Here is a 25,682-nt window from a genome sequence, read left to right as displayed (position 1 = left end):
AAATCTCACGAGGTCTTCTCCCCATCCAGGCTGAAACGTTGCTGGTCACCGGCACACATTTCGTAGACCTCACCGCGGAAGCCAACGCGGGCAGCGCAGGACCAGCCTTTCTCAAAACTGACAGTTATCGCTTCGTGATCTAACTGGATGTGCAGCCAGTGCCCCCGGTAGCGGACGCAGAAGTTCAGCTCCTTGAGTTCCTTCGGCAGGCAGGGATCAAGCCAGAGCACCCCGTCGTGCATTTCAATACCGGTATAGCACCGCTGCACCATGTCCACAGTGCCGGCCATGGCTCCCAGGTGAATACCCTCTGACGTGGTGCCTCCCTGGATGTCATCCAGATCGCTGACAAGGGCTTCCTGGAAGAGGTCCCAGGAATGGTCGCGGTCTGTTCTCGCCAGAACCCAGGCATGGACAACCCGGCTGAGGCTGGAGCCATGGGACGTCCGGTCCAGATAATACCGGACGTTTTCGGGAATGCGGGCGGCATCAAAATCATAGCCGAGGCCGGAAATCAGGTCGCTGAGTTCCCTGGGGGAAAACAGAAAAAACAGCATCAGTACGTCGGCCTGCTTGGTGGCCTTGTAGCGGTTCATATCCCGGCCTTCTGCTTCCAGAATACGATCGAGACGCTGGATATCCCCGTGTTTCTCCCGCAGCCTCTCCCAGTCCAGTTCCTCCAGATTTTCCCAGCCCTCGAACTGGCTTATGAGTCCTGAAGGCTGGAAAGGTATGAACATCCGTTTGCTTACATCCTGCCAGCGGAGCAGGTCCTCGGAGGAAACACCGAGCACATGGAGGAGTTCCGCCCGCCGATCCTCCGCCAGCATTTCAAGCACTGTGCAGGCTGTCTTCAGCACCCATGCGGCCATCACGTTGGTGTAGGCGTTATTGTCCAGGCCCAGTTCTTCCCGGTCGGGGTATTTGGTGTGAAACTCGTCAGGCCCCATTACTCCCCGTATTTCATAGCGCTCGCGGTCAGTGTTGTAGGTGGCGATGCTGGCCCAGAACTGGGCGATCTCGATCAGCATCTCCGCGCCATATATGGACAGAAACTCCATATCGTCGGTGGCCTGAAAGTACTGCCACACATTGTAGGCAATGGCGGCATTCACGTGACGCTGCGTGTGGGAGTTATCGGGAATCCAGCGCCCGGATTTCGGGTTCAGGTGCAGGACCTGGCTCTCCTCCCGCCCATCACTGCCGCTTTGCCAGGGAAACATGGCGCCCTTGTAGCCAGCTTCTTTCGCCGCCCGGCGCGCCCAGCGCAGGCGTTCATAGCGGTAGAGCAGCAGGGATTCGGTCAGCTCTGGAAGCCGTAAATTGAAGTAGGGGAAGGTGAACAGCTCGTCCCAGAAGATGTGCCCGCGATAGCCCTCCCCGTGCAGCCCCCGGGCAGGAATGCTCGCGTCCCGTCTTGTCGTATGCATGGAGGCAGTCTGCAGAAGGTGGAAAAGGTGCAGGCGGAGGATTGGCTGGGCACAGGTGTCCCCCTCGCATGCCAGTTCCAGATCTGCCCGACGCCACAGTCTTTGCCACGCCTGTTGGTGCTTTTCGAGCAAAGCATCAAAATCCGCAGCATGGCGGATATCCTCACAGGCTTCAAAAGCGGGTTCGCTGGTGGCCAGATCCCGGGAAGTGTGCAGGGACAGCACCTTCTCCACCGTAATCGGCCGGTTTTTTTCTGCCTTGAGAGACAACGATTGGCCGATCCAGTTCTGCTCCGAGTGTGTGTGCCGCTCGGCAGCGGCGGGCTCATTATCTACCCAGGCCCGGGTGCGGACCGCCTGAGTCATTCGGATGTGGGACTGCAGGGTTCTGGCGGTGAGAAAAATCGCCTCCTCCCCCACCTGACCCGTTTCCTCGACCTCCAGATGCCTGCCATTGAGGTCCCGGTAGCGGGCCACTCCACTATTGGTAACACGGCCGTCAATGGCCGACCTGACCTCCACCGCACCCGACCAGTTAAGGGGGGTAAGCACCCAGCTGATGGCGGCGATATGGGGATCGCCCATGTGGACAATGCGCCGGGTTTCCAGTTCGAATTCCCGGTCCGACTGATCCCTGAGCTGAATTCGCCGATGCAGCACGCCCCGGTAAAGATCCAGCCAGTGAGTGTAGTCAAGCAGCTTTACATGGGCCAGATCGAACCATTCCCCATCATCGCAGCGGAAGGAAAGAGGCAACCAGTTGGGCCAGTTAACCATGTCCTCGTTTTCGATGATCTTTCCGCTGATTTCGCTTTCCGCGCGATTAAAGCCCCCGGCCAGATAGGTGCCCGGGTAATGGGGACCTCCGGCCGGAGATTCTTCCACCGCTCCCCGCGTAGCGAAATAGCCATTGCCCAGGGCCAACAGGGCTTCCCGGGTGGGCTGTTCCTCCGGCTTCCATTCATGGTAGACCAGTTCCCAATCCCTGAGTGACCTCTCTTTCATGAGCTTTTCTCCTCTGAAAATTCAGCGCCTGAAACGGAGGGGATTGCGTGCGCCCGCAGAATCCCGAAGCGACTTTCCAGACCTTCTACTGTGTATCCGTAACCACATTTACCGGATCGCCCCTGACGAACCGGCGAATATTTTCCACCGTAGCATCCAGGATACGCTCTACAGCTTCCTTTGTGTTAAATGCACTGTGGGGTGTGACCACCACGTTTTTCATCCGCACCAGAACCTCGTTCGCCAGCAGGGAAGAAAGGTCCTGTGTTTCTTCGTAGACGGAACGGAGCAGTTCCGCCTCTTCCCGCACCACCGGCTCATAAGGCAGAACATCCAGCCCGGCAGCCGCCACTTTCTGCTCCGCCAGTGCTCTCGCCAGAGCCCGGATGTCCACCACGTCCCCCCGGGCCGTATTGATGAGGACTACCCCGTCTTTCATCTTCGCGAACGCATCCCCGTCAATAAGATGGCGGGTCTGGGGGTTGGCGGGCACATGCAGGCTTATGACATCAGCAACCTTCAGCAACCGGTCCATATCCACATAGTCAAAGCCGAGGTCCCGGGCAGCCTCCTCGTCGGGCCTGATATCAAAAGCCAGAACATCCATGCCAAACCCCCTGGCAATGCGGATGGTTGCCAGGCCGATATCGCCGGTGCCCACAACACCCAGAGTCTTTCCCCGCAGATCGAAACCCTGCAGGCCCCGCGGGGAGAAGCCGCCCTTGCGGGTCCGCTCCACCGCTTCTTCCAGGCGATGGCTGATCATCAGCAGAAGACCAAAAACATGCTCTGCTACTGTGTTCTCGCCGTAGTCGGGGCAGTTGCATACCGTGATCCCCCGCCGTTCGCATTCCCCGATATCAATGTGGTCGAAGCCGGTGGATCTGGAGGTGATCAGTTTGAGGTCTGGCATGGCATCCAGCGCCTGCCGGTCGACCTTTGAATAAATAAAGACAGAAATGACTTCTGCTGCGGCATGCTCCCCAGCGTTGCCCGCCCTGAGCGGCTCTTCAATACAGCTCACGGTATGCTCGTCCTGCAAGGTTTCGAAGGAATCCCTTTCCCACTTTTCCACATCAAAAAACACAATGTTCATTTGCCCTCATCCCTGTTTTGATCCGCATTTCCTGCTTTCAGCCTCGTGAGTTCCGCGATACCAGCTGTTCCCGAGCTTCCCAATTCCGCCGCTCCCTTCTGGAACTGAGCAGTTTGATGGTGAAAATCTTGGCAATATTGATCAGAAGGAGCCAGACCAATGCATAGATCCAGATGCCCAGTGCCAGTTGCCAGGGTATCGGCGTAACCAGGAAACCGAAGATAGCTATCAGCGTACCCAGAACCTGGGTTGCTTCCAGGGCCAGAAACAGCGCCAGTGATGGCCAGGGCCGCTGCCAGAGCCAGCCCTCGTTGCGGGTGATATAAATCATGAAATGCCCGGCCACCAGCAGTTTCAGAAACAGGGCCGTCTGTAGCTCGCCGTGACTGATATCCATATGGGTATTGATATACCAGAGCAACACGAAGCTTCCGATAACCCCCGTAACGGCCAGCATCCCCGCCAGCGCCAGAACCCTGGGCATGTCCCATCGCACCGGCTGCTTCGGGGTCGAAGCGTTATCCCAGGCGATCGTCATGATGGGGATGTCATTAAGGATGGCCAGCAAGACAATCATGATGGGAGTGACAGGAAAAAACCCCAGCACGAGAATGGTTCCCCCAACGAACAGCAGGACCCGCAGGGTTTCGCCGATGCGAAAAATGGCGTAGCTGTTCATTCGCGTGAATATTCGCCGGGCTTCTTCCACCGCCTGGATAATTACACCCAGACCGGGTCTGGTAAGTACCAGGGATGACGCCGCCCGCGCCGCATCGGTGGCGCCGGCCACTGCAATTCCCACCTCGGCCTGCTGCAGCGCCGGGGCGTCATTGACACCATCGCCGGTCATACCCACGATCTGGTCCCGGCCCTGGAACTTCTTGATGATATGGAACTTGTCTTCCGGCGTGACCTCGGCAAAGCCGTCCGCCTCAAGCACCCGTTCTCCGGGGCGCGGCTGGTCCCTCTCATCGCCGGAAAAGAGCGCACGGGCCTTGACGATATTGCTGCCGAGCCCCACCTGCTGGGCCACCTGTCGACCGATTGCCGGGTGGTCCCCCGTTACCATGCGCAAGTCGATGCCATGTTTTTGCGCATTGCGCACAACGTCGCCAGCATCCTCACGTGGCGGATCCAGAAGGGACAGAAGCCCCAGGTAACGCCATGTCTCGCCCTTTTTCCGGGCGACCCCCATTGCCCGAAAGCCACGTTCTCCAAGTTCGTCGATTTGCTCTGACACCCGGCTACGAAGCTCCTCGTCGGGATCCACCAGATCCAGGATCACCTGTGGCGCGCCCTTGGCCACGGTCATGGCCTCGGAGTCCCGTTCGACATCAGCCTCGGCCCGCTTTCGCGTCGGATCGAACGGCCGGAAATCCTTCACCCTGAATTGCTCTGCCTCCTCACGGCTTTTCTGGGTCTGGCCTTCGATAACGGCCTTGTCGATGGGATCGTCGCTGTCCTTTTCACAGGTGAGGGCCGCGGCCACCAGTAAATCGTGTTCGTCTTCCGCCTCCAGAAGAACCGGTTCCTGAAGCTGGAGTTCGTTGAGGGTCAGGGTTCCGGTTTTATCCACACAGAGCACTTCAAGACCGGCAATTTCCTCCATGGACGCCAGTTCGGAGACAATGGCCTCCTGCCTGGCCAGCCTGTTTGCGCCCACCGACATGGTCACCGAGAGTACAGCGGGTAAGGCCTGGGGTATGCCGGCGAGAGTCAGGGCCAGGGCGAAAATGAGCACTTGGTCCCAGGGGTTGCCCTGTAAAATCCAGGTAACGAAAATAACCGTCGCCGCCACCAATGCAGTGATGCCAATGAGAAAGTAGCCGATGCGCAGGACCGCCTGCTGGAAGTGAGATTTGCTCCCTGCCGCTTCCACCAGCTCGGCGGTCCGGGAAAACCGGGTCCGGCTGCCGGTAGCGGTGACGACTGCCCGGCCCGATCCCCGCTTGACGCTCGTGCCGGAATAGACCATCTCCCCGGGTTCCTTGTCCACGGGCAGTGACTCTCCCGTCAGCGCCGACTCGTCCATGCTGACGTGCTGATCGTGCAGGAGTTTTGCATCGGCCGGCGCCACCTCTCCCATGCGGATGATTACGACATCCCCAGGCACGAGATTGGCTGCGTCAATGGTGTGTTTGCGGCCTTCCCGGATGACGTCGGCCTTTGGCGCCAGACGCTCCTTTAATGCCTTTATCGCTTTATGGGACTTGCTCTCATGCCAGTAGCCAACCCCGCCGTTTATCAGCAGCATGGTGGTGATTACGACGAAATCCTCCCAACGCCTGGCGATGGCGGAAAGAATGACCGCTGTCTCGATCATCCATGGAATAGGTCCCCAGAAGTGTTTGAGGATTTTCTTCCAGCGAGCCTCTTCCTCTTCTTCCAGTGAGTTGGGGCCGTATTGCTGAAGGCGCTTCTCCGCTTCATCCGGGGAGAGGCCGTTCTCGGGATCCGAATCCAGTTTCTCCAGCGCATCATCAACAGAGCTATCGTCCAGCTGCGAAGTATCACGGTGGGATTGCCGCTCGCCCGTTTTCAGTCCGGAGGACTCTTCCGCCCCCGGGCTGTCGCCGCCATCCCGTTTATGCTTTTTTGATTCAGCCATCCCGGCCTTTATCCTCTCGCCAGATTTCCAGTATATCCAGCACACTGTCCGGATTGAGCGAGATGGAATCGATGCCGCTATCCACCAGGAACTGTGCAAAATCCGGGTAATCACTGGGTGCCTGGCCGCAGATGCCGACTTTGCATCCGCTCCGGTGAGCCTTTTCGATCACTTGTACGATTGCGGTCTTGACCGCCTCATCCCGTTCATCGAACAGTTCGCTGAGTTCCTCAGAGTCCCGGTCTACCCCGAGCACCAGCTGGGTCAGGTCATTGCTGCCGATGGAAAAACCGTCAAACCGTTCGGCAAACTGCTCCGCGAGAAACACATTGGAGGGTATCTCGCACATCATATACAGCTGCAGGCCATTTTCGCCGCGCCCGAGCCCGTGGCCGGCCATCACTTCGATAACCCGGTCCGCCTCCCGGGGGCTGCGAACGAAGGGGATCATCACCACGATGTTATCCAGGCCGATTTCCTCCCTCGCCCTTTTTACCGCCTGGCATTCCAGGGCAAAACCGTCCCTGTAGCGATCGCTGTAATACCTGGAAGCTCCCCGGAATCCCAGCATCGGGTTCTCCTCCTCGGGCTCAAACTGCTCGCCGCCGATAAGACTGGCATACTCGTTGGTCTTGAAGTCGCTCATGCGAACGATCACCGGGTCCGGATACTGGGACGCAGCGATCATGGCGATACCGCGGCTGAGGTGCTCGATAAAGTACTCCGTTTTATCCTCGTAGCCGGCAGTGAGCTCCTCAATGCGCTTTCGCGCCTTTTTGTCTTCCACCTCATCAAACCTGGCCAGGGCCAGTGGATGAATCTTGATCACGTTATTGATGATGAATTCCATCCGGGCCAGCCCGACACCGTGAACCGGCAGCCGCCACCAGCGGAAAGCGGCATCCGGCGCGGCCAGGTTGATCATCAGCTCCACGGGGGCCTCGGGCAGATCCCCGATATCAATATCCCGCTCCTCGTAATCGAGCACTCCCTCGTAAATCCGGCCCTCGCTTCCTTCCGCGCACGACACGGTGACTTCCTGGCCATCCTTGAGGTCCCCGGTCCCGGAACCCGTCCCCACAATCGCGGGAACGCCCAGTTCCCGGCTGACGATCGCGGCGTGGCTGGTGCGGCCACCATGATCGGTGACTATCGCTGTGGCCCGTTTCATGACAGGCCCCCAGTCCGGGTCCGTCCGCTCGGTGACAAGCACATCGCCATCCTCAAAGCGGTCAATTTCTTTCGGACTCTTGAGAATCCTCACCCGGCCGGCCGCTATGGATTCCCCAATGGCCACACCCCGAACCAGCACCTTGCCTGTTTCTTCCAGCCGGTAACTCTTGAACGCCCCGGACTGCTTCTGTGAGTGGACGGTTTCTGGCCGGGCCTGGACACAGTAGAGCTCCCCGGATTCACTATCCTTGGCCCACTCCATATCCATGGGTTTTTCGTAATGCTTTTCGATGGAGACGGCCCAGCGGGCAAGGGTGAGAATTTCATCGTCGCCGAGCACCATGGCTTCCCGCTCGGCTTTTTTGGTGTTCACTGTTCTGGTGGGCGCCGATCCACGGGACGCGTAGATCATTTTTTCCTTCTTGCTGCCGCATTTTCTGGCCAGAATCGGCACCAGGTTTTTGTTCTCCAGCCCCGGTTTGAAGACCCGGTATTCATCCGGATCCACCGTCCCCTGCACCACCGTTTCCCCGAGCCCCCAGGTGGCGTTAATGACCACCACATCGGGGAATCCGGTGTCGGTATCGAGGGAGAACATCACGCCGGCGCAGGCCTTGTCCGAGCCCACCATCTTCTGCACGCCCACGGAGAGCGCGAGTTGCAGGTGATCGAAACCGCGGTGCTCCCGGTAGTTGAGGGCGCGGTCAGTGAACAAAGAGGCATAGCACTTCCGGCAGGCGTCGATGAGGTCGTCGCCGCCGCGGATATTGAGAAAGGTTTCCTGCTGTCCGGCGAAGCTCGCCTCGGGCAGGTCCTCCGCCGTGGCGCTGCTGCGCACGGCGACGGGAAGGTCCTGCTTGTCATTGCGAGCCGCAAGCTCCTCATAGGCCTCCCGGATGGCCTTTTCAATGTCTTCGGGAAACTCGCCCTTGCGGAATGCCTCGCGGATGTCCTTACCCACGTGCTTGAGAGATTTTTCCTCGCGGGCGAGCTCTTCGGTCAGCTCACGGATCGTGTCTCCCAGCTCATTGTGTTCGACATAGGCGCGGTAGGCATCCGCCGTGGTGGCAAACCCTCCCGGCACCCGCACACCCTGTTCCCGCAGGTTGCCGATCATCTCCCCCAGAGACGCGTTTTTTCCCCCAACGCTGGCGACATCCCCATTGCCAAGGTCCTCGAACCAGCGAATGTAGTTTTTTTCAGTCATGGTCAGCCCATCCGTTGCATCATATCCACGCAGCGCCGGGAAAAGGCCCACTCGTTGTCGTACCAGGCCAGCACCTTGACGAAACGGTCGCCGATCAACTGGGTGTCCCCGCTGGTTACTATGGCGCTTTCTTCCCTGCCAATAATGTCGGTGGAAACAAGAGGCAAATCGTCTACGGCGAGAATACCCTCCATGGAACCACTGGCCTGCTGGCGAAATGCATCGTTGATCCGCTCATTGCTGGCATCTGCCGCCAATAGGCAGGTCAGATCGAGCAGCGAGCCGGATTTGACCGGTGTCCGCACTGCGATGCCATCAAGCCTTCCCTCCAGCTCCGGAATGATCTTGCCGATCATCTTTGCCGCGCCAGTGGAAGTAGGTACGAGATTTTCCGCCGCAGCCCGACCCCGCCGGGGCTTCTTGTGGGGGCCATCCAGCAGATTCTGGGATGAGGTGTAGGCGTGTACGGTATTGATGAGCCCTTTCTCGATTCCGAACTCGTCATGCAGCACCTTCACCACCGGTGCCAGACAGTTGGTCGTGCAGCTTCCGATGGAAATAATGTGATGCCGCTCCGGATCGAACTGATCTCCATTGACACCAAGGATGAATTCGCCGTCGAGCTCGCTTTTTCCGGGCGCCGAAATGAGCACCTTCCGGGCGCCCGCTTCGATGTGTTTGTGGGCATCTTCCTTTTTGCGGAAAAGTCCGGTGGCTTCGAGAACCACCTCCGCACCTTTCTCCCCCCAGGGCAGGCGAGCCGGATCTTTCTCCGCGCTTACCGAAACCGTCACCCTGTCATCGATGACCAGCGTGTCTCCCTCGGCCCTTACCTGGTGAGACCATCGGCCGTAAGTGCTGTCGCAATACAGGAGGTAGGCCAGGGTTTCCGCGTCGGCCATATCATTGATGTGAACCACTTCCAGGCCGTCCTGTTCATAGGCGATGCGAAATACCTGCCGGCCTATACGGCCGAAGCCGTTTATCCCAATCTTCATGGTTACAGTCTCCTTTGCTTTCCAGGTGAGATTGTCAGACTCGCATACAGGCCAGTTTCAGAAATTACGAACCTGAGGATCGCCCGTCACTGTGGGAAAAGTACTGCTGAAATCAGGCCGCTAACCCGGATTCCTCGTGAAGGGCCAAAAAAAAAGCGGCTTAAAGTGTTCTGATTTCAGGATCTTACGCCGTCGATCAAGCACCTACTGCCGCTTTTCAAAAATGGTAACTTAAAAACAGACCTTTACGCTACTCCTTTCAGCGAGATCCCGGGAGACGGCCACCGGAGCTTTCCCCTATCAGCTCAGACTGCCAGACTGGTCTCAAGTTGCTGACGCAACAGGAACTTCTGAATCTTTCCGGTCGAGGTGGTCGGCAGCGGACCGAAGATCACTTTTTTGGGCGCCTTGAAGCGGCTGATATTCTCCCGACAGAAAGTGATCAGGGCGTCTTCGCTCAACTGACTGCCGGGACGCAGCTGGACGAAGGCCGCCGGGACTTCACCCCACTTCGCGTCCGCCATTGCCACGACGGCTGCGAGTTCGACATCGCTATGCCGCTGGATAATTTCCTCGACTTCCAGAGAGGAGATGTTTTCCCCACCCGAGATGATCACGTCCTTCAGCCGGTCGCGAATTTTGACGTAGCCATCCGGTTCCACCACCGCCAGATCCCCGGAGTGAAACCAGCCGCCAGCAAAGGCTTCGCTAGTGGCGGCTTCGTTACGCAGGTAGCCCTTCATGACGATATTGCCCCGGAACATGATCTCGCCCACCGTCTCGCCGTCTGGGGGAACGGGCTGCATCGTGACCGAGTCCATCACCGAGATGCTTTCCTGCAATGGGTAGACGACGCCCTGACGCCCGTTGAGCCGGACCCGTTCCGCCAGGGGGCGTTCATCCCAGCCATTCTGCCTGGCACATACGGAAGCGGGGCCGTAGGTCTCGGTCAGGCCATAGACGTGGGTGAGTGCGAAGCCGATCTTGTCCATCTGCTCCAGCACGGACGCCGGCGGCGCGGCACCGGCGATCAACCCCGACACCTTGTGATCGAGGGGTTCCTGCGAAGCCAGTGCAGCATCAGCGATCAACGAGTGGACGATGGGCGCACCGCAGTAGTGGCTGACCCTGTGCTGCCTGATCAGGCCCAGAATAGCCTCGGGATCGACCCGGCGCAGACAGACGCTGGTCCCACCGATTGCCGCCAGCGTCCACGGAAAGCACCAACCGTTGCAGTGAAACATCGGCAGCGTCCATAAGTAGATCACCTCCTGGGGCAGCGTCCAGGACAGAACGTTGCTGACTGCATTCAGGTAGGCACCCCGGTGGTGAGTAACGACCCCTTTGGGGTTGCCGGTGGTACCCGAGGTATAACCCAGTGCAATCGCATCCCACTCGTCGGCCGGCAGCTGCCAGTCGTACAGCTCCGGTTGCCCGGCCAGCAACGCTTCGTACTCCAGATCGCCAATCAGGCGCTCTTCGCCCTGGCTCGGGTCGGACACGTTGATCACCGTGGGCGCGGGTCCCTCCAGCCGCGCCAGGGCTTTTTCGACCACATCCGCGTACTCGGGATCAACCAGCAGCACGCGGGAGCGACTATGGTCGAGGATAAAGGCCACCGCCTCCGGATCGAGGCGGATGTTGATCGCATTCAGCACCGCTCCCAGCATGGGCACGCCGAAGTGGGCTTCGTACATGGCCGGGACATTCGGCAACATGACGGCCACCGTGTCGCCCCGGCTGATACCGAAACGCTCCAACATGGACGCCAGTCGACAGCAACGGCCATAGGTCTGATGCCAGTTGTAACGCGTCTCGTTGTAGATCAGCGCCGTTCTGTCGGGATAAACAGCGGCAGCCCGTTTGATAAAGCTCAAGGGCGAGAGCGAAACGTAATTGGCCGCCGTTTTCTCAAGAGCCTCATTAACCTGGCAGATATCACTCATGGTCGTACCCTGTTATTTTAATGAAGGGTTCAAAATCCGGCCTTTCAGCCGGCAGGATGCCGCTAGCGGGCTAGTTGCCGCTCAGCTGCTGCCAGATGGGTTTCCGCTTGGCGAGAAAGGCATCGATTCCCTCTTCTGCGTCAGGGCTTAACATGTTTTCGGCCATCACATCGCCCGCAAAGTCGTAAGCGTCGGCCAACGCCATTTGACGCTGGGGGTGGAACATGGACTTTCCAAAGCGCACCGCCGCAGGACTCTTGCTCAGGATCTGTTGCACCTTATTGGCCACGACAGCATCCAGATCGGCATCATCGGCGACGGCACTCAGCAGCCCCCACTCCAGTGCAGTATCCGCATCGATAAAGTGGCCTGACACCAACATGTCAAAGGCCCGCTTGGAAGAGATGTTGCGTGACAGCGCCACAGCAGGGGTCGAGCAGAACAGGCCCACATTGATGCCGGATACCGCGAAACTGGCCGACTGACCCGCGATGGCCAAATCGCAGCTTGCCACCAACTGGCACCCCGCCGCAGTGGCCATGCCCTGGACCTTGGCGATTACCGGGACTGGCAGCACGACGACACTTTGCATCAACCGGCTGCAGCTGCGGAATAACGACTGGTAATAGGACTGGGCGGGATTTGCGCGCATTTCCCGAAGATCGTGACCCGCGCAAAATCCACGCCCGTTGCCGCCAATCACCACACAGCGGACGGCAGGGTCGGCGGCGACCGCATCCAGCTCTCGCTGCAACGCGGCCAGCATTGCTTCGGAAAGGGTGTTGAATTTGTCCGGCCGATTCAGCGTGAGAAAGACGGCCCCTTCCCTGTCCTCTCTGAGAAGGATGTCCTCTTCATATTTACCGTAAATCATATATAACCCTCGCCGTTGGTTGCCGATTAAACGTGACTGACCGTCACCTCGGCGGTGATCGAATTACGTATTTGAGAGGTGCGCTGCCAACTGATGGCGGACTTATGGGCTGACATGGCTGATGCTCCAGCGGTGATGCTTAGTGACCCGGAAAGACAACGGTCTTGTTACCGTTGAGAAAACAGCGTTTTTCGACATGCAGCTTGATCGCCTTTGCCAGCATGAGACGTTCCGTATCACGCCCTTTTGCCACCAGGCGCTCAGGAGTATAGGTGTGATCCACCTGCTCCACGCCCTGGGTGATGATCGGGCCTTCGTCCAGAACTTCGCTAACGTAGTGGGCAGTAGCTCCCACCAGCTTCACGCCTTTGTCGTAGGCCTGATGGTAGGGCTTGGCGCCGCTGAAGCCCGGCAGCAGCGAATGGTGGATATTGATGGCACGTCCGTGCAGTTTGTGGCACATGTCCTCGGACAGCACCTGCATGTAGCGCGCCAGCACAACGAGGTCGGCCTCGGCTTCCTGAATGATCTCCCACATCCGAGCTTCCTGCTGCGGCTTGGTTTCCGCAGTAACCGGCAGGTGGTAATACGGGATGTTGTACCAGTCAGCCAGTTTTTTCAGGTCGGGGTGATTGGAGATGATCGCCGGAATCTGGATATGAAGTGCATCGGTACTATAGCGATGGAGCAGATCCTGCAGGCAGTGATCATATCTGGATACCAGAATCACCACCTTCTCGGGAACCGCCAGATCCCGCAGATCCCATTTGACTTCAAAGGCCTCGGCCTTGTCAGCAAACTGATTCCGCAGATCCTCCTCAGGGAATACACCCTTGCCTACGTGATTGAACTCCACACGGAAGAAAAACCGGCCCGTGTCGGCGTCATCAAAAGTGTGCATCTCGTACGCATAGCATTCGTGCCGATACAGGCTGCCAATTATAAGATCGAGCACACCCAGTTTGGTTGGAGAACTGCCGGTAAGGATATAGGTTGTTGTATTTGTGTTCATTCTACGGGTCCTTTGACATTTTTATTCGCCATACTGACGTTGCAGGCCACGCCGAGTTCGGAGGGGATCCTTATCAGTCCAGGCAGGCTGAGCGAAAAAGACTTCGCCCGGGGTTTTTCCGTCTGTCAGGCCGTCAGGCCTGCGGGTTCAGGAAATGAATGCGAACGACAACATGCTGTAACCGTATTGGCCAACAGGCATGCAATGGTCATCGGACCGACGCCACCGGGAACCGGTGTAATGGCCCCTGCAATGTTTTTTGCTGCTTCGTAGTCCACATCTCCGACAAGCCGCATTATCCCGTCGCCCTGATCAATGCGGTTGATCCCCACGTCAATGACTGTTGCGCCGGGCTTGATCCATTCGCCCTGGATGAACAGAGGCCGTCCCAGGGCTGCGGCAACAATATCTGCACGGCTCACGATCTCCGCGAGGTTTTGCGTACGCGAATGGACCATGGTCACCGAGCAGTTGTCTCTCAACAGCAGCTGCGCCATGGGTTTCCCCACGATGTTGGAACGCCCGATCACCACCGCATTCAGGCCTGACAGGCTGCCGTAATGTTCGCGGAGCATCATCAGACACCCCAGAGGGGTACAGGGCACCATGCCCTTCTGCCCTGTCGCAAGCAGGCCAGCGTTGGAAATATGAAACCCGTCCACGTCCTTCGCGAGGGCAATTGCATTGATCATTAACATTTCATCGAGATGCTCCGGCAACGGAAGCTGAACGAGAATGCCATGCACCTGGGGATCATTGTTAAGCTGATTGATCAGCGCCAGTAGTTCTCCTGCGGTAGTACCTGCCGGTAACTTGTGCTCGTAGGAGTTCATACCGGCTTCAATGGTTTGCTTTTCCTTCGAACGCACGTAGACCTGAGACGCAGGATCTTCCCCCACCAACACCACCGCGAGGCCGGGGGTGATCCCGTATGTCTGCTTGAGGTGCGAGACATGGCTGGCTACCCTTTCCCGCAGCGTCGCTGCGGATGCCTTGCCGTCAATGATATGTGCAGTCATGTGGTTTCCTTCTCAGTCCAGGCATCTGTGTAATATCCTGATCTCACCCGACGGAGGCAGGCCGACCCGCGGCCCCGGCATTCTCGGTGACCCAGTTCGCGTTGGTTTTGATCCCCCCCAGCGGGAAGAAATGCACCTTATCAATGCCGAAGTCCGGATGCCGCTCCTTGTGGGCAGCAAGCTCGATCAATAAGTCGGTGGGCTCGTAGGGCAAAAGCAGCTTGGTTACATCCTTTGCCCTGCGTTGCAGCACTTTCATGCTGGGACCTACGCCGCAGGACACGGCATATTTGATCAGGGTATGGAGCTGAGCCGGGCCGGCAATGCCGATATGGATTGGCAGATCAACCTCCTCGGCCGCCAGCCGGTCGGCCCAGGCGATGACGGGGCCGGCCTCAAAACAGAACTGGGTGGTGATCGCCACACGGGCATCCGTCCGCCGGGAAAAGGCCTGTTTCCATTTGATGGCCTGCATCACCATGCTGTCGGACCCATTGGGGTCGATATCACGATTGCCCTCGGGATGGCCGGCAACGTGCAGATTTGTGAAGCCGTCGAAAAGACCTGTTTCAAGAACCTGCATGGAATCCTTGAACTCGCCAACCGGAGTAGCAACACCACCGCCCACGAGCAGGCCCTGGGTTACGCCTGCCTCACCCTGGTATTGGGCGATCCATTCAGCCAGTTCGGCACGATCCTTGATGATGCGGGCGGGAAAGTGGGGCATGACGGGGAAACCCTCATCAGCCAGACGCCGGGCGGTTCGGACCATATCTTCGATCGGCGTTCCCTCGATATGGGCTATATAGACGCGGGTGCCGGCTGGCAGAATCTCGCGGAAACTCTCCACTTTGTCGGCGGTCCGCGGTATGACCTCAATCGAATAGCCGCTTAGAAAGTTTTCCAGCAAATGGGACGGCTGATTCTCTGTGCTGGCATCAGTGGATTTGTGAAGAAAAGACAACAGCCCCATAACATCTCTCCCAGGATCAAGTTGCAGCGATTTTCTTTTTAGGATCAAAGAACGGTTTTTCGACAACGGTAGCCGTTGTTTTTCCGCCTGGCGTCCCGACGTCGAAGCGTGTGCCAGGCGCAGCAAAGTCGGCACCGACCATTGCCAGTGCAATGTTCTGCTCCAGACGTGGCGAAAACACGGCAGAAGTAACCCGGCCCACCTGTTCACCATCTTTTTCCACCCCCCAGAACCTGGAGTTGGGACCAGTCAGTGCAGGGCCATCGATCACCAGACCAACCTGTCGGCGCGATACACCCTCGTCACGGATGCGTCTGAGTGCGGCTTTGCCGATGAAATCAGCCTCGATATCCAGTTCAACCAGCCGATCCAGACCCAGTTCATAGGGGTTGGTGTCTATGTCCATGTCAGCGTGGTAGGACAGCATCCCGCCCTCGATACGGCGGATTGTCGACGTATGACCCGGCCGCAGACCGAACGGAACACCGGCAGCCATGATCTTTTCCCAGAGTTCCTCACCCCTGGAGCCATCCAGCAGGTAGAGTTCGTAGCCGAGTTCGCTTGACCAGCCGGTCCGGGAAACAATCAGAGGGATACCGTCAAGGTCATACTCGCGTAGCCAGTAATACTTAAGGTCGGTGATGCTTTCGCCGAACAGCGCTTCCATGATCTTGCCGGACTTCGGACCCTGCAGCTGGAGCGGTGAAACATCCGGTTCGTGGATCCTGACATCCAGCCCAGAGTTGACAGCGACGCCCTGCGCCCACAGCAGGATGTCGCTGTCAGCCAAAGAGATCCAGAAGCGGTTTTCTTCAAGCCGAAGCAGGATGGGATCGTTCAGAATCCCACCCTGGGCATTGGTGATCAGGACGTACTTACACTGGCCCACGGCACACTTTGACAGGTCCCGCGGGGTAAGCAGCTGGACAAATTGCGCCGCGTCGGGACCGGTGATTTCTACCTGACGTTCAACGGCAACATCGCAGAGGATTGCGTCGTTAACCAGATTCCAGAAATTCTGTTCAGGGTCACCGAAATCGCGGGGGATATACATGTGGTTATATACGGAGAAGCCTTTCGCGCCCCAGCGTACCGTTGCATCGAAATATGGAGATTTCCGGATCTGTGTCCCAAAGCCAAATTCTTGTTGTTGTTCCTGCTTAGTCATTTTCCAGCCCTCGTGTTGTGAGACCATGTCCATAGCGGCGACATCAGACACCACTAAAAACGGTTTAACTGAGAAAATGATAGGAGAAATCTGCACAGAAAAAGGGCTAAACAGATGCGGAAAAAATGAACAATCGGACCTGTTTTCCGGACTTTTTAGACCATTTGGACCAAGGCCGGACATCCGCCCATCAGAAGGGTGTTGGCGGCGGACTGGACAGAGTGTGAAGGATCAGTTATTCAGCAAATTAACCAAACGGGGGACACTAGAGCCTGTTTTTATTATTCAGAAGCTTCGGCAAGTTAAGTGACGTTGCTTTAATCTCTCTGGTAATAACGTAAATAACATAGCGCTCAATACCTAACTCTTTATTGAGCAACTCATCCATTAAGTTCTGAAAATCCTGCAGGCTATTTGTTATTACTTTCATCACATAATCCGAACCACCGCCAGTCGCACTGCATTCCACAATCTCATCGATACCCTGAATGCATTTTTCAAACCGTTCAAAATCTGATCTATTGTGCGACTTCAGTGAAACCGTAACGATAACCTTTGCCAGGTCGAGAATTCTATCGACGGCAATCTCACCACGGTAACCAGTGATTAAACCGGCCTTTTTGAGTTTTGCCAGCCGAATCCAGCAGGGTGTCGGCGACAGGTTGACCAGTTCAGAAAGTCTGGCTTTGCTTATTTGTCCGTGCTGCTGCACGGCACTCAAAATGCGGACATCCACCGCATCCAATATGGTTTTTTTCATGCTTTCAGGAGCCCGGTTTTTAAATCCATTCCCCCAGCGTAGGTGATATGCGGACGTTTTGAATACTTTTTTAGGCGCTTCGGGCTTTTTACGGCTGGAATCTGCTCTGTGAGACAGGGCGGCTGACAGTCACTGAGATTTAATGGCAAAAAGCTGCGGCCAGGGCCTGGCGCAATATCGTAAAAGAGGCATTACAGAAACAGTGGCATCGCCGAAACGAAAAAAGGCAGACCAGTAACTAACTGATCTGCCTTCCTTAAATATGGTAGCGGGGGCAGGATTCGAACCTACGACCTTCGGGTTATGAGCCCGACGAGCTACCAGACTGCTCCACCCCGCATCAAACTTTCAATAATCTTCAACTTCTGAGCCACCAATCTGGCCGGGCTCAAAACCCGAAGGTCGATGACTCCCTTCGGCTTTCGTGGGTTGGGGAGCCCGACGAGCTACCAGACTGCTCCACCCCGCATCAAACTTTTGGCTTTTCGGGAACTCCCCCGATCAGCGAGAAGCGCATCTTACGGAGTGACCAGCTGCAAGTCAACGGGAAAACAGCACTTTTAAATATTATCTTTCGAGGATTGCGGTTACACCCTGGCCACCGGCCGCGCAGATGGAAATCAGGCCTCTGCCGCTGCCCTTCTGTTCAAGCTGCTTGGCCAGAGTAGCGATAATCCGGCCGCCAGTCGCCGCAAAAGGGTGGCCTGTGGCGAGGCTGCTGCCTTTCAGGTTCATCCGGTTGCGGTCGATACTCCCCAGAGGTTCATTCAGGCCCAGCTTTTCCCTGCAGAACTCCGGGCTTTCCCACGCTTTCAGGGTAGCCAGCACCTGGGCCGCGAAGGCCTCGTGAATCTCGTAGAAATCAAAATCCTGAAGAGCGGTCCCGGCCTTTTCCAGCAGTCTGGGCACGGCATAGGCCGGCGCCATCAACAGGCCTTCCTTCTTGTCCACGAAATCCACCGCTGCCACTTCGGAAAAGGTCAGGTAAGCCTGAATGGGCAGGTTGTTGGCCTTCGCCCAGTCTTCGCTTGCCAGCAGAACGCAGGAGGCACCATCGGTGAGGGCCGTGCTGTTTGCTGCGGTCATGGTACCCCGCTCCTTGTCAAAGCACGGCTTCAGCGAGGCGAGCTTCTCAAGAGTGGTATCCGGGCGGAGAATATTGTCCTTCTCAAGGCCGGCCAGGGGCGTCATCAGGTTATCAAAGAAGCCTTCCTCATAGGCCGCGGCCAGCTTCTGATGGCTTTCCAGGGTGAGCTGGTCCTGATCCTCCCGGGGTATCGCCCACTCATGGGCGGTCACCTGGCAGTGGTCTCCCATCGACATGCCAGTCCTGGGTTCGCTATTGGCTGGAATGTCTGGAACGAGGTGACTGGGGCGCAGTCGGGTGAGCAGCTTCAGGCGATCACCGGTGGTTTTCGCCCGGTTCAGGTCAAGGAGGATTTCCCGCAGTCCCTCATTTACACCGATTGGCGCATCCGAGGTGGTGTCGGTGCCTCCGGCGATCCCATACTCGATCTGGCCCAGTGCGATCTTGTTGGCAACCAGAATGGCGGCTTCCAGGCCGGTTCCGCAGGCCTGCTGGATATCGTAGGCGGGAGTTTCCGGAGCCAGCCCTGAGCTGAGCACTGCCTCCCGGGTGAGATTGAAATCCCGGGAATGCTTGATGACCGCGCCGGCGACTACTTCCCCGGGACGTTTGCCCTGCAGATCGAAGCGGTCAACCAGGCCTCTGAGGGCGGCAGTGAGGAGTTCCTGGTTGCTGATCCTGCTGTAGGCCGTATTGGAGCGTGCGAAGGGAAGCCGGTTGCCGCCGATGACGGCCACCTTGCGGATTTTTCCGGCTTCTGTTTTCGTCCTGCTGGGGGTCGTGCCTTTTTTCTCTGCCATGATCTGATCCCTGTGTGGCTGATAGTCTCTCTGCAGTCTAGCGGTGCGGGCGTCGCGCCCATTGGCACGCCTGACATCACCCTGTATCCGTTCAGTCAATACAAATCCGGGACATTACCCTACCATGGTCGAAGAATAATCTTTTCCCGCCCTTTTTCCCAAGACAAGGAGCATTCTTATGGCAGACCTTTATCTGAGGTTCGTCACCACCCCTTTTGGCAAGGCAGCCGCCCAATCCCTGGGGCTTCCCTCACCGGTCACCCTGAAGCGCCAGGAGCGGGTGGATGAGCCTTTTATCAGCGGGGATGTCCTGGTTGGGGCCACGCCTGGTGGCAAAGCCATCAGAGAGCTGGGGAGCATTCTTGCCACCGGTGACGCCAATATCTTTCATGCATCCAATGTGGAGACCCTGAGCAATTCCTCTGAGGCGGGCCAGCATTCCCAGGCCCTTGACCTTGCCGGCGAGCTGAACAACCGATTCTCCGCTCTGGTGTTTGACGCCACTGGCATCACCGACACCACCGGCCTGCGCGCGCTCTACGACTTTTTCCACCCGGCGATCGGACGCCTCGCCGGTAACGGCAGAGTACTGGTCATCGGGCTGGACCCCAATAACTGCAAATCTCCCGCGCAGGCGGCCTCACAGCGCGCACTCGAAGGCTTTGTCCGCAGCGTGGCCAAGGAAACAGGCAGGAAGGGAGCCACCGCCAACCTGATCTGGATGGCGGCTACCGCGGCAAGGCAGATCGACTCAAGCGTCCGCTTTTTTCTTTCAGCCCGCTCCGCCTATATCTCTGGCCAATTTGTCCGTATCGGTAAGGGCGCCAGCAAAGCCGTCATCCCTGACGATCCGACAGATCCCCTGGCCGGCAAGGTGGCCCTGGTAACCGGGGCATCACGGGGGATCGGCGAATCCATTGCCGAGACCCTCGCCCGGGACGGCGCCACCGTAATTGCCCTGGATATACCGGACGCAAGGGAGCAGCTGGAGGCTGTCGCCAGCCGTATCAACGGCAAGGCCCTTGCCTGCGACATAACGGATGAAGAAGCGCCCCGGCAGATCACGGAGTTCATCAGAGAGAATTTCGAAGGGCTGGACATGGTGATTCACAATGCCGGCATCACCCGCGACAAAACCCTTGGCAAAATGCCCGGGCATTTCTGGGACATGGTCATAGCAGTTAACCTGACCGCAGAGGAAGTGATCAATGATGCTCTGCTGGAGGAGGGACTCCTGCGGGAGAACGGCCGGATTGTCTGCATCTCATCGATCAGCGGCATTGCCGGCAATTTTGGCCAGACCAACTATGCCACCTCCAAGTGCGGCGTCATTGGCTACGTGGAAGCCATGGCACCAAAGCTCAGGGAAAACATGACAATCAATGCCGTAGCGCCCGGGTTCATCGAAACCCGGATGACAGCAGCCATGCCCGTGACCATTCGTGGAGCTGGCCGGCGAATGAACAGCCTGTCCCAGGGGGGGCTTCCGATTGATGTCGCCGAGACCATTGCGTGGTTCTGCAATCCTGGCTCAAACGGCATCAACGGCAATACTGTCCGGGTCTGCGGCCAGTCGCTTGTGGGTAAATAAAAGAGGTCATGCTACCGGCGATCGCATCAGGTCGTCGGAGCATTCATCCGCGACATGGGCGACAGGAAATTCAGGAGGATGCAGGGAGAAAGAAAATGGTGGGTGGTACTGGGATCGAACCAGTGACCCTCGCCTTGTAAGGGCGATGCTCTCCCAGCTGAGCTAACCACCCGGGAAAAAATGGCGGAGCGGACGGGACTCGAACCCGCGACCCCCGGCGTGACAGGCCGGTATTCTAACCAGCTGAACTACCGCTCCGCATCGTTCCATGATCTTTCGATCATCAGAACTTCTGTCCAAATGGGGCATTCGGACAAGCCAGAAAATGGTGGGTGGTACTGGGATCGAACCAGTGACCCTCGCCTTGTAAGGGCGATGCTCTCCCAGCTGAGCTAACCACCCATTTTCGCTGGCTACCTGACCGTTTCGGCTGAGCCGTCTTGATCAAGTGAGAGGCGCATTTTAAGCATTTGGCCCCGCCTGTCAAATATTTTCCGTATTTTTTGCCCATGCTCCCTCAATCAGGGATAACACCGGTCAGATTCTGGCCAATGAACTCAGGAGCTGGCCTTTTTACCGGATTTGCGCGAAGCTTTTCCTGCGGCTTTTTTCTGGCCTGCAAGTTTCGCCTTGCGCTCCAGAGCCAGGCGCCCTACCCGCCCTTTCCGGTTCTCTGGCAGTGCTCTGTCTGCGAGAGAGCGGTTGAACAGGTCCAGCTTCGCCCTTAATCGGCCCAGCCTGTCATCAATCAGCTCCCTCAGGGCGGGGATTCCCTCCGATGCCAGATGCTCGATCTGTCTGTTCACTGAATCCTTCAATGACATCTCCTGTAACCTCATGCGAACTGGTTTCAGTCAGTCTAGCGATACCAGCCTGCTGCTACAATTGGCACAGGGTTCAAGGTGCATGTTTTTCCGGGCCGGAATTCTGGCCGCTCAGAATATCCACCACCCGCCTTCGGCTGCCGCCCGGGCGGCTCTCTCTTCCTCGATTTTCCTGTAGGCGGCCTTTCTTTCATTAATCTTTCTGTCAGTCTCCAGCTCAACATCTGAGCCGCCCAAGGGCCAGTACCAGGGCGCAGGCGCAGCTTTCCCCTCGGACCTCAGGCGCTCTATCTCCTCCTCCCTGGCTGTTTCGAGCAGCACCATATCCCGCTTGTAGTCATCATCTTCATTGACCTCGATGATGGAGGCAGCCGCATGATTGGGCGCCAGCAGATCACTGTTCAGGAAGCGGGTGGTGACGATTTCCCCGGGCGCCATGGCCACGTCCCCGGTTACCAGCTGCAGATCACCGGATGCCAGAGGATGCTCGGGATCAAGCTCCGGGTGCGGAGCTTCCGGAGTAGAAACCTCGCTGTACCGGAGGTAATAGATCTCGCCGGGTTCGACCTTCAGGGGAGCATCGGCTATGAGGCTGAGACTGAAATTATCCATGCCCTCCAGGCCCAGCAGAGGACGGCGCATGGCGATCTGTCGCTCGCCCGACGCAACCTCCATCCAGGTAAAGCTGTCGTTCCGGAAGTTGAAATAATGCCGGTCATCTATGTAAACACTCGGAGACTCAATTTCTTCCGCCGCCCACTGGGAATGCGGGCGATAGAAATAGATCAGGGCATTGTCCTGGTCCCACTCGTCATTCGCTATGTGCACAAAATCGGGGCCTGATACGGGATGCAGGAAGCCACCCGTACTTTTCCCTATCGACTGGTAAATGGTGCAGCCGGAAAGCAGGCCCAGAGCCATCAGGGCGGCGGCAAGTTTCGGTAATCCTGTCAGTTCTGGCAGTCTTGCATTCATTGGCATTCAATCTCTTGATCCGCGGTGCGCAGACCGATAATACCAACTGAGCCCGGTCCGGAATGAGAGCTGGCGCAAGAGATCGATACAAACCGTTACAGTCTCTGCCGATTGGCCCAGCCCCGGCCAGGCTACCTTGCCTGACGCAACTGATCCACCTGCTCTGACAGCCTTACAAGCCTTGATGTGAGCTGAGCCCTGGCCGAATCAATGGCTTCGATCGCGCCCTCGACGCGATTCAGGCGTTGCTCCGCCTGGTTCAGCTTTCGCTGGGCCGCCTCCAGGTCCTGAAGTTCTCTCTCCAGGGCACTGACCCGCCCTTCAAGTCCGCCGGATGCCAGCTTCTGCTCCTGGACAAAGCGCTGGAGTCTGCGCTCTACCTCCTGCTTCACACTATCCAGCGATTCAGCGAGAGACTCCGCCCTGGCGGCCAGCTCTGCATCTCTGCTTTTCAGTTGCTCGAACTCACTTTCGTAACGGGCAGTTGCTTCGGCCATGCCTGACAGCCTCTGGTTCTGCTCTGACAGCGAGCCAGCCAGAGTCGTCAGCTCCGTCGACTGCGCCTCCTGTGTCTGCTGTAGCGCTGCTAACTGTTTGCCCTGAGCCTCCAGAAGGCTTGTGTGTTTTTCCAGCAAAGGCCTGTTTTTCTCGTAAGCAATCACCCACAGCTTGCGGATTTCACTGTTGGCGGTCGCGATCTGCTCTTTCTGCGCCTCCAGGCGCTGCTCCAGGGTTGAGCCCCGGTTATCGATGGTTTCTCCGGTCTCACTGAGATCGCCCTCAAAACGGGCCAGCGCCAGTTTGCTCTGCCGCATCCAGTCCTCGGTTTCCTCCAGTTCCTGAGCCATGGCTGAAATACGCTGTTGCTGCTGATACCAGGCTCCAAGACCTGCTATCGCAACCACCACCAGCAGCACATAAACCAGTCCATGGCGGGCACCGCCCCCCGGTGGCCGGCGGCCTTTGCCCTTTCCTCCCCCCTGATCCGGACCATCGGGACCGGTCTTCTCCGCTTTGGGCTGTCCAGCAGGTGCGCTGGAAGCCGGACGGCGCTCTGCTCGTAACTCGTCATCATCGGGACGAATGGGTTCCATGGTTTACCTCAGTATTAAAATGGACGCTGCGTCCGCAAAGTGCTGATAATACCGGCTCAACACCATGCCACCAAATCCGGCAGTCACATCTGGCAAAGGGCGAAAGCCGTTTGCATGGATCCCGGGCAGTCCATACAATGTCCGGCTTTCTTTCATACGCTCAGGATGTTGCTTATGCAGCCGCTCGTTGGCCTTATCATGGGTTCCAAATCGGACTGGCCCACCATGGAACACGCCGCCGATATGCTTGAAAAGCTTGGAGTTTCCTACGAGACCCGGGTGGTATCAGCGCATCGTACGCCAGACCTGCTGTTCGATTACGCCAAAACTGCAGCCGGGCGCGGCCTCAAGGTGATCATTGCCGGGGCCGGCGGAGCCGCTCACCTGCCGGGCATGGTTGCATCCCAGACCTCGCTGCCGGTGCTGGGGGTTCCAGTCCAGTCGAAGGCGCTGAATGGCCTTGATTCCCTGCTATCAATTGCCCAGATGCCTGGCGGGATCGCCGTCGGGACCCTGGCCATTGGCAAAGCCGGTGCCACCAACGCGGGCCTGCTTGCAGCCCAGATTATTGGCACATTCGACGACACCGTCCGTCAGGCCGTCGACAGCTTTCGCGCCTCCCAGACCCAGGCCGTGCTGGATAATCCGGATCCGAGGGAAACCTAGTGTTCCGACTGGCCTTTCGTGGTTGCATAATGATTAACCGGTTTATTACCACAGGAGAGCATCCATGAGAATTGGCATTCTTGGTGCCGGACAGCTTGGCCGGATGCTGGCACTGGCAGGCTATCCCCTGGCCAATACCTTTGTCTTCTATGACCTGTCCGGGAATCCCAGCGTCGGCCTGGGTGAAATCATCATCGACCGGGATGGCCAGTATCTCGAGGATTTTCTGAACCGGGTTGACCGGGTCACCTACGAGTTTGAGCATCTGCCGGTTGAAGTGGTTGAAAAAATTGCTGCGGTCCGCCCTGTCCATCCAACCCCAAGGTCGCTTCAGATCTGCCAGAACCGCGAGGCCGAGAAATCCCTGTTCGGAGAACTCGGGATACCGACACCCCAGTGGCGCATGGCCGAAAGTGAACAGGAACTGGAAAAAGCCGCGCTGGAACTCGGCTGCCCCGTTGTCGCCAAATCAAACACCGAGGGCTACGACGGCAAGGGTCAGGCAGTGCTCCATTCTGCTGAAGATGCCAGAGCCGCCTGGGCTTCAATTGGGCACAAACGGCTGATGGTGGAAAAGTTCGTGGACTTCCACCGGGAAGTCTCCGTGATCGCTGCCCGAAGTGAGGCTGGCGAGGTCGCCTTCTACCCTTTGGCCGAAAACGTTCACGAACAGGGCATTCTGCGATATTCCATCGCTCCGGCGCCAGGCCTTGCCCCCGATGTCCGCAAGGATGCCGAGCAGTACATGGCCAGAATTCTGAATGAGCTTGGCTATGTCGGCGTGATGGCCCTTGAGCTGTTTGAAACCGACACCGGCCTGGTAGCCAACGAAATGGCACCGCGGGTTCACAATTCCGGGCACTGGACCATAGAGGGCGCCTTCACCAGCCAGTTCGAAAATCACATACGGGCGGTGACCGGCCAGCCGCTGGGAAACACCGCCGCGCGCGGCGTGAGCTGCATGATCAACATCATTGGCGAGCACGGCGACCTGAAACGGATTCTGGAACTTCCCTACGCCCACGTGCACCTTTACGACAAAGCGGAACGACCGGGCAGAAAGCTGGGACACATCAACGTGCTGGCGGACGACTATCAGGAACTGAAATGGCGCGTCCGCAACTGTGCGGAACTCCTGGCCGGCGTTCCTGAATTCCATTGCTCTCTCACCCGGAGCTGATAATCCGCTGGCACAGGGGTTGAAAAGCCGGCTGACCGCCCCGACCTTTAGTGGTTAAAGCCCGGCCCTGGATGTATCAGGGCTCATGGATAAACGGCAACCCGCAGCTGAGATCCTGATCCATCCTGACTCCTCCGGACGTAAGAGGAGTCAAACGGCTTAATGTTCTGCTTTAATAAGAGTCAATCCACGAATC

The 25,682-nt window shown here is 57.7% G+C and carries 19 protein-coding genes and 4 tRNA genes; 3 read left to right on the top strand and 20 right to left on the bottom strand.

Annotated elements, in window-relative coordinates:
- Window positions 1-5: 5 nt before the first annotated feature.
- From LG327_RS10605 to LG327_RS10540, 14 genes are all read right to left on the bottom strand, one after another.
- Entirely contained in the window at window positions 6-2,435 is a 2,430-nt protein-coding gene (locus tag LG327_RS10605; RefSeq protein WP_404361780.1) for a glycoside hydrolase family 65 protein, read from the bottom strand.
- An 85-nt stretch (window positions 2,436-2,520) separates the two neighbouring features.
- Window positions 2,521-3,531 carry a hydroxyacid dehydrogenase gene (locus LG327_RS10600; protein WP_404361779.1) on the bottom strand — a complete coding sequence of 337 codons (1,011 nt, stop codon included), beginning with the start codon at window positions 3,529-3,531 and terminating at the stop codon, window positions 2,521-2,523.
- Between the two features lie 37 nt (window positions 3,532-3,568).
- A complete protein-coding gene (locus tag LG327_RS10595; protein ID WP_404361778.1) occupies window positions 3,569-6,139 on the bottom strand; it encodes a plasma-membrane proton-efflux P-type ATPase in 2,571 nt (856 codons plus the stop codon).
- Window positions 6,132-8,519: a phosphoenolpyruvate synthase gene (ppsA, locus tag LG327_RS10590; protein ID WP_404361777.1), complete on the bottom strand. Its 2,388-nt coding sequence runs from the start codon at window positions 8,517-8,519 to the stop codon at window positions 6,132-6,134. The genes LG327_RS10595 and ppsA overlap by 8 nt, the downstream gene beginning before the upstream one ends.
- 2 nt (window positions 8,520-8,521) lie before the next feature.
- A complete protein-coding gene (gap, locus tag LG327_RS10585) occupies window positions 8,522-9,517 on the bottom strand; it encodes a type I glyceraldehyde-3-phosphate dehydrogenase (protein ID WP_404361776.1) in 996 nt (331 codons plus the stop codon).
- A 305-nt stretch (window positions 9,518-9,822) separates the two neighbouring features.
- Window positions 9,823-11,463 (bottom strand): acyl-CoA synthetase, encoded by a 1,641-nt coding sequence (locus LG327_RS10580; RefSeq protein WP_404361775.1) that lies wholly within the window; start codon window positions 11,461-11,463, stop codon window positions 9,823-9,825.
- 70 nt (window positions 11,464-11,533) lie between these two features.
- Window positions 11,534-12,337, bottom strand: coding sequence for an enoyl-CoA hydratase (locus LG327_RS10575; RefSeq protein WP_404361774.1), 804 nt, complete (start codon window positions 12,335-12,337; stop codon window positions 11,534-11,536).
- A gap of 139 nt (window positions 12,338-12,476) precedes the next feature.
- Complete coding sequence (gene purU, locus LG327_RS10570) at window positions 12,477-13,349, bottom strand: formyltetrahydrofolate deformylase (protein ID WP_404361773.1); 873 nt, start codon at window positions 13,347-13,349, stop codon at window positions 12,477-12,479.
- A 125-nt stretch (window positions 13,350-13,474) separates the two neighbouring features.
- Window positions 13,475-14,368, bottom strand: coding sequence for a bifunctional methylenetetrahydrofolate dehydrogenase/methenyltetrahydrofolate cyclohydrolase FolD (folD, locus tag LG327_RS10565; RefSeq protein ID WP_404361772.1), 894 nt, complete (start codon window positions 14,366-14,368; stop codon window positions 13,475-13,477).
- Between the two features lie 43 nt (window positions 14,369-14,411).
- Window positions 14,412-15,341: a hypothetical protein gene (locus LG327_RS10560; protein ID WP_404361771.1), complete on the bottom strand. Its 930-nt coding sequence runs from the start codon at window positions 15,339-15,341 to the stop codon at window positions 14,412-14,414.
- A 16-nt stretch (window positions 15,342-15,357) separates the two neighbouring features.
- On the bottom strand, window positions 15,358-16,692 hold the full coding sequence (locus LG327_RS10555; RefSeq protein WP_404361770.1) for a glycine cleavage T C-terminal barrel domain-containing protein: 1,335 nt from the start codon (window positions 16,690-16,692) through the stop codon (window positions 15,358-15,360).
- Window positions 16,693-16,774: 82 nt separating this feature from the next.
- Window positions 16,775-17,269, bottom strand: a complete 495-nt coding sequence (locus LG327_RS10550; protein WP_404361769.1) for an Lrp/AsnC family transcriptional regulator — start codon at window positions 17,267-17,269, stop codon at window positions 16,775-16,777.
- Between the two features lie 263 nt (window positions 17,270-17,532).
- Window positions 17,533-17,609, bottom strand: a tRNA-Met gene (locus LG327_RS10545).
- Between the two features lie 227 nt (window positions 17,610-17,836).
- Window positions 17,837-19,156, bottom strand: a complete 1,320-nt coding sequence (locus tag LG327_RS10540; protein WP_404361768.1) for an acetyl-CoA C-acetyltransferase — start codon at window positions 19,154-19,156, stop codon at window positions 17,837-17,839.
- Between the two features lie 178 nt (window positions 19,157-19,334).
- On the opposite strand from LG327_RS10540, the gene LG327_RS10535 reads away from it, so the two are divergent.
- Window positions 19,335-20,747, top strand: coding sequence for a 3-oxoacyl-ACP reductase (locus tag LG327_RS10535; protein WP_404361767.1), 1,413 nt, complete (start codon window positions 19,335-19,337; stop codon window positions 20,745-20,747).
- Between the two features lie 96 nt (window positions 20,748-20,843).
- On the opposite strand, the gene LG327_RS10530 is transcribed toward LG327_RS10535, so the two are convergent.
- The 6 genes from LG327_RS10530 to LG327_RS10505 all read right to left on the bottom strand — a co-directional run bounded on the left by LG327_RS10530 (window position 20,844) and on the right by LG327_RS10505 (window position 23,640).
- Window positions 20,844-20,919 (bottom strand) — tRNA-Val (locus LG327_RS10530).
- Window positions 20,920-20,928: 9 nt separating this feature from the next.
- A tRNA-Asp gene (locus tag LG327_RS10525) sits at window positions 20,929-21,005 on the bottom strand.
- Window positions 21,006-21,073: 68 nt separating this feature from the next.
- Window positions 21,074-21,149, bottom strand: a tRNA-Val gene (locus LG327_RS10520).
- A gap of 155 nt (window positions 21,150-21,304) precedes the next feature.
- Entirely contained in the window at window positions 21,305-21,565 is a 261-nt protein-coding gene (locus tag LG327_RS10515) for a hypothetical protein (protein ID WP_404361766.1), read from the bottom strand.
- A 117-nt stretch (window positions 21,566-21,682) separates the two neighbouring features.
- The gene (locus LG327_RS10510; protein WP_404361765.1) at window positions 21,683-22,552 is read right to left on the bottom strand and encodes a DUF2846 domain-containing protein; all 870 of its coding nucleotides are present in this window, start codon (window positions 22,550-22,552) and stop codon (window positions 21,683-21,685) included.
- Between the two features lie 125 nt (window positions 22,553-22,677).
- On the bottom strand, window positions 22,678-23,640 hold the full coding sequence (locus tag LG327_RS10505) for a hypothetical protein (RefSeq protein ID WP_404361764.1): 963 nt from the start codon (window positions 23,638-23,640) through the stop codon (window positions 22,678-22,680).
- 174 nt (window positions 23,641-23,814) lie between these two features.
- On the opposite strand from LG327_RS10505, the gene purE reads away from it, so the two are divergent.
- Entirely contained in the window at window positions 23,815-24,306 is a 492-nt protein-coding gene (gene purE, locus LG327_RS10500) for a 5-(carboxyamino)imidazole ribonucleotide mutase (protein WP_404361763.1), read from the top strand.
- Window positions 24,307-24,370: 64 nt separating this feature from the next.
- Entirely contained in the window at window positions 24,371-25,486 is a 1,116-nt protein-coding gene (locus LG327_RS10495; protein ID WP_404361762.1) for a 5-(carboxyamino)imidazole ribonucleotide synthase, read from the top strand.
- Window positions 25,487-25,682 lie beyond the last annotated feature (196 nt).

Source organism: Marinobacter sp. (assembly GCF_044799475.1).
Classification (GTDB): Bacteria; Pseudomonadota; Gammaproteobacteria; order Pseudomonadales; family Oleiphilaceae; genus Marinobacter.
The sequence above is the reverse complement of the archived record's forward strand: the minus strand, read 5'-3'. Positions and strand labels throughout refer to the sequence as shown.

What these genes read in the sequence shown, in the direction of transcription:
- LG327_RS10605 (WP_404361780.1), bottom strand. Translation starts at nt 2,435, where the DNA reads ATGAAAGAGAGGTCACTCAGGGATTGGGAACTGGTCTACCATGAATGG.
- LG327_RS10600 (WP_404361779.1), bottom strand. Translation starts at nt 3,531, where the DNA reads ATGAACATTGTGTTTTTTGATGTGGAAAAGTGGGAAAGGGATTCCTTC.
- LG327_RS10595 (WP_404361778.1), bottom strand. Translation starts at nt 6,139, where the DNA reads ATGGCTGAATCAAAAAAGCATAAACGGGATGGCGGCGACAGCCCGGGG.
- ppsA (WP_404361777.1), bottom strand. Translation starts at nt 8,519, where the DNA reads ATGACTGAAAAAAACTACATTCGCTGGTTCGAGGACCTTGGCAATGGG.
- gap (WP_404361776.1), bottom strand. Translation starts at nt 9,517, where the DNA reads ATGAAGATTGGGATAAACGGCTTCGGCCGTATAGGCCGGCAGGTATTT.
- LG327_RS10580 (WP_404361775.1), bottom strand. Translation starts at nt 11,463, where the DNA reads ATGAGTGATATCTGCCAGGTTAATGAGGCTCTTGAGAAAACGGCGGCC.
- LG327_RS10575 (WP_404361774.1), bottom strand. Translation starts at nt 12,337, where the DNA reads ATGATTTACGGTAAATATGAAGAGGACATCCTTCTCAGAGAGGACAGG.
- purU (WP_404361773.1), bottom strand. Translation starts at nt 13,349, where the DNA reads ATGAACACAAATACAACAACCTATATCCTTACCGGCAGTTCTCCAACC.
- folD (WP_404361772.1), bottom strand. Translation starts at nt 14,368, where the DNA reads ATGACTGCACATATCATTGACGGCAAGGCATCCGCAGCGACGCTGCGG.
- LG327_RS10560 (WP_404361771.1), bottom strand. Translation starts at nt 15,341, where the DNA reads ATGGGGCTGTTGTCTTTTCTTCACAAATCCACTGATGCCAGCACAGAG.
- LG327_RS10555 (WP_404361770.1), bottom strand. Translation starts at nt 16,692, where the DNA reads ATGTCCGGCCTTGGTCCAAATGGTCTAAAAAGTCCGGAAAACAGGTCC.
- LG327_RS10550 (WP_404361769.1), bottom strand. Translation starts at nt 17,269, where the DNA reads ATGAAAAAAACCATATTGGATGCGGTGGATGTCCGCATTTTGAGTGCC.
- LG327_RS10540 (WP_404361768.1), bottom strand. Translation starts at nt 19,156, where the DNA reads ATGGCAGAGAAAAAAGGCACGACCCCCAGCAGGACGAAAACAGAAGCC.
- LG327_RS10535 (WP_404361767.1), top strand. Translation starts at nt 19,335, where the DNA reads ATGGCAGACCTTTATCTGAGGTTCGTCACCACCCCTTTTGGCAAGGCA.
- LG327_RS10510 (WP_404361765.1), bottom strand. Translation starts at nt 22,552, where the DNA reads ATGCCAATGAATGCAAGACTGCCAGAACTGACAGGATTACCGAAACTT.
- LG327_RS10505 (WP_404361764.1), bottom strand. Translation starts at nt 23,640, where the DNA reads ATGGAACCCATTCGTCCCGATGATGACGAGTTACGAGCAGAGCGCCGT.
- purE (WP_404361763.1), top strand. Translation starts at nt 23,815, where the DNA reads ATGCAGCCGCTCGTTGGCCTTATCATGGGTTCCAAATCGGACTGGCCC.
- LG327_RS10495 (WP_404361762.1), top strand. Translation starts at nt 24,371, where the DNA reads ATGAGAATTGGCATTCTTGGTGCCGGACAGCTTGGCCGGATGCTGGCA.